This window comes from Deltaproteobacteria bacterium RBG_16_64_85, assembly GCA_001798885.1.
Classification (GTDB): Bacteria; Desulfobacterota; Deferrimicrobia; order Deferrimicrobiales; family Deferrimicrobiaceae; genus FEB-35.
In genome coordinates this window covers 2828-6172 of sequence record MGQW01000071.1, presented here as the reverse complement: position 1 = coordinate 6172, position 3345 = coordinate 2828, and the positions used below count along the sequence as shown (strand labels likewise).

Here is a 3345-nt window from a genome sequence, read left to right as displayed (position 1 = left end):
CGTCGTCTTGCCGCACAGGCCGGGACCGTAGTAGACGATCTTGCAGTTGATCTCCTTGGACGAGTAATTGATGAAGGACATGAGTTATTTGAACAGACTTTCGATGTCGGATTCGGTCAGCTCCTCGATCACTCCCCCTCCTTCTTCCTCCCCGATCGCGGCAATGTCCACCGCCTTGAGGACCCTTCCCAGCTCTTCGCCCGCTCGGCGCACGCGGAGGCGAACGAGCCCGACCGAGGAGCGCCGGTCGAAGATCACGACCAGGATGAGCCGGTTTTCGATCACCGAGATATGCATGTTGTCCCGCTCCCCTTCATGGAAGAGAATCGAGAACTCCTTCTCCCCGATCAGCGACGCGAGCCCCCCCGTGGCGGCGATGTTCCCTGCGGCCAGCGAGGCGAGCGACGTGGTGTCGAAGCCCGCCGTCTCCCCCGTGGAGGAGAGGAGAGAACCGTTCTTGTCGACCAGGAAGACAACCTTGGCGTAGGAATCGATCAGAAGCTTCTTCAGGACCGACTGGAATTCGTTGTATTCCTTCTCGTGGAGGATGAAATGGCCGCGGCTCATAGCCGAGAAGATACCACAGCAATCCGGCAAGGAAAAGAGTTTGAGATCTCCGCCCGGGGACCCTGGCTCGCGGGTCTCGCTCCGCAGCCTCGGAGGGGGGCTCCGTTCGTGGCTCGCCGTGCGGGGAACCTGCACGGCCCCGATCGAGGGGTGGACCTTCCCCGAGCCACGGAGGAAACGAGGAGGGGGAAACGTCGGGTCAGGATTCGTCTGTCTCGATCTGCACGGCCGTCGAGGGAGCAAGCAGCCCCACGCGCTCTTCCGGGAGGGAAGACGGATCGCGGTACACGCAGATCCAACGCCCGTCGCGCTTGATGTACACTTCGTCCGCCGTGACCAGGATCCCGTTCGTTCCGTGGTAGCGCATGAGCTGGCGGGCTTTCTCGTTCGAGAGCCAGGTGGTGACGAACATGTCCTTCTGGGGGTCGTCATCCCCTCTTCGGCCGTCGGGCCCCGCGGAAAGGAAGCAGATCGATAGGAGGCCGATGAGCACCCAGTACCGCATATTTCCCTCCTTTTTCGGTTCGGGCAAGGGAATCAACGGGTTGTGGGAAAACTCCATTTTGTAATGCCTCGGACACAACATCATGTGGGATTTGGGCTTCCGCGGGAATGCAGCAAGTTTGGTACCATCGGGGGGAGGACCGCTGAAACGTTTGTTTTTCCTCAGAATTTTCCCAAAGATGCCCCCGAATGAAGGGCAATCTCTCGCCGATAATGGGCAAATATTTTCCCTGAAACGGGAAGAGGCGGGCCTTTCCTATTCCCCCGAAAATGTCCGGAAAGAACCGCCCCGACCAACAGAAAAAAGGAAAGCCCGGGAAGCCTCCACCCCCCGGGCCTCATCGAAGATCCCGGGAACGTCTCTTTTCTTAGCCCGCCACCAGGTAGAGCCCCAGGATCAGGATGGCGCCGACGACCACCGCGACGGCGTAATGGTGGAACTGTCCGCTCTGAAACGACCGTGCAAATTGCCCGAGCGCCTTGAAGGCCTCGCCGATGCCGTCGACGGCCCGGTCGATGACCCCTCCCTCCATATACGTCGAGACCCACATCCCGACGCCTTCGATAACCACGCTGAAGCCTTCGAAACCACGGTCGATGATTCCGACCTCGATCGAATCCGACAGCCACTTCCCGACGCCTTCCAAAACCCCGCTCAAGCCTTCGAAAGCACGGTCGATGATTCCGACGTCGACCGAATCCGACAGCCAATTCGCGAACCCCAGCACGGGACGAACAATAACCGCCTGATAGACCTCGTCCACGTATCCGCGGTTCACCACAACAACGTAGAGCATCGCGCTCCATCGATCCCACAGGCCGGGCGCTGCAGGCGCGCGTCTTCGCATGGCCGCATGAAGGACTCCGAACGCCGCGGCCGCGAGCGTCACGCCCATGGCCGTCATGATTGCGGCCGACAGCGTCCCTTCCGCGGCGGCGACCGGAGCGCCGCGCGACGGGAAGGGGAGCGCCGAAGCCATGAAGCGCTCGAACCACGCCCAGCCGATGAGGGGGGACCATACGGAAGCCAGGGTCACCACCGCCACGGTCCCCGCGATATATCCGAATGTCTTCGGCGTCAGGAGACGAAGCGGCGTGGCGTCCGGCCCGGATCGGTGCTCTGCGGCCCTGACCAGACGAAGCAGGTACACCACCGTCATCAGCGCCGCGACCCAGGTCAGCGCCCAGAATACCGGATGCCCGTGTTCCGACGGGGACACCAGTGGAAAAAGCCCTTTTCCGCCCGCGATCAGAACCAGGGGGGGCATCGACGCCAGGGCGACAGCCGATCCCCAGAGGAGCCAGAAGCGGGCGGGAAACCACCCGTCGGACCGCAAGGGTTCCGGGGAATCGTGCCGGGCGGCCACCTCCTCGATGGCGGTCCCCGCGGTCAGGAAAAGCAACGACTTGAATGCGGCGTGGGCGACCAGGTGGAAGATCGCCAGGCCGTAGGCCCCCAGTCCGCAGGCCATCATCATGTACCCCAGCTGGCTCATCGTGGAATACGCCAGGACCCGCTTGATGTCGGCCTGCACCATGGAGACAGCGGCGCCGAACAGCGCGGAAGACAAACCTACGACGACAAGGACATCCAGCGTGACCGGCGCCTGGTCGAACAGCGGGGAAAATCGCGCGATCATGAACACGCCCGCGGTCACCATCGTCGCCGCGTGGATCAGGGCCGACACGGGGGTGGGAGCCTCCATGGCGTTGGGCAGCCACACGTGCAGGGGGAACTGGGCCGACTTGGCGAGGGCCCCGCACAGGAACAGCAGGGTGAGAAGCGTCAGCGTGTTCACCGACCCGTACGGACCGAAGATCGCGACGGATTCGCCTGCATGCCGCCCCGCCTCGCGCACGATCGTCTGGGAATCGAGCGTCCCGAACGTCCTCCAGGCAAGAAGGATCGCCAGCAGGAACCCTGCGTCCCCGATCCGGTTGACCCAGAACGCCTTCACCGCGGCGTCGCCTGCGGCCTTCCGTTCGCAGGTAAACCCGATCAGCAGGAAGGAGCAGAGCCCCACGGCTTCCCAGAAGACGAACAGCTCCAGGAGATTGTCGCTCATCACCAGCATGACCATCGAGCCGGTGAACAGCGACACGCACGCGAAGTACCTTGCGTACCCTCCGTCTCCGTGCATGTAGCGCACGCTGTATGCCTGGACGAGGCCGGCGACCGCCGTGACCATCACGAGCATGACGACGGTCAGCCGGTCGACAAACAGACCGACCTGCACGGAAAACGACCCGGCGTCGATCCACTCGTAAAGCGGC

The 3345-nt window shown here is 62.8% G+C and carries 3 protein-coding genes; all 3 read right to left on the bottom strand.

All coding sequences use genetic code 11. From position 1 onward, the window contains the following. Positions 1–84 precede the first annotated feature (84 nt). On the bottom strand, positions 85–567 hold the full coding sequence (locus tag A2Z13_07475; GenBank protein ID OGP77147.1) for a dynein regulation protein LC7: 483 nt from the start codon (positions 565–567) through the stop codon (positions 85–87). Between the two features lie 199 nt (positions 568–766). After that, positions 767–1129, bottom strand: a complete 363-nt coding sequence (locus A2Z13_07470) for a hypothetical protein (GenBank protein ID OGP77146.1) — start codon at positions 1127–1129, stop codon at positions 767–769. Between the two features lie 310 nt (positions 1130–1439). Then, complete coding sequence (locus A2Z13_07465) at positions 1440–3269, bottom strand: hypothetical protein (protein ID OGP77145.1); 1830 nt, start codon at positions 3267–3269, stop codon at positions 1440–1442. Between the last annotated feature and the right edge of the window lie 76 nt (positions 3270–3345).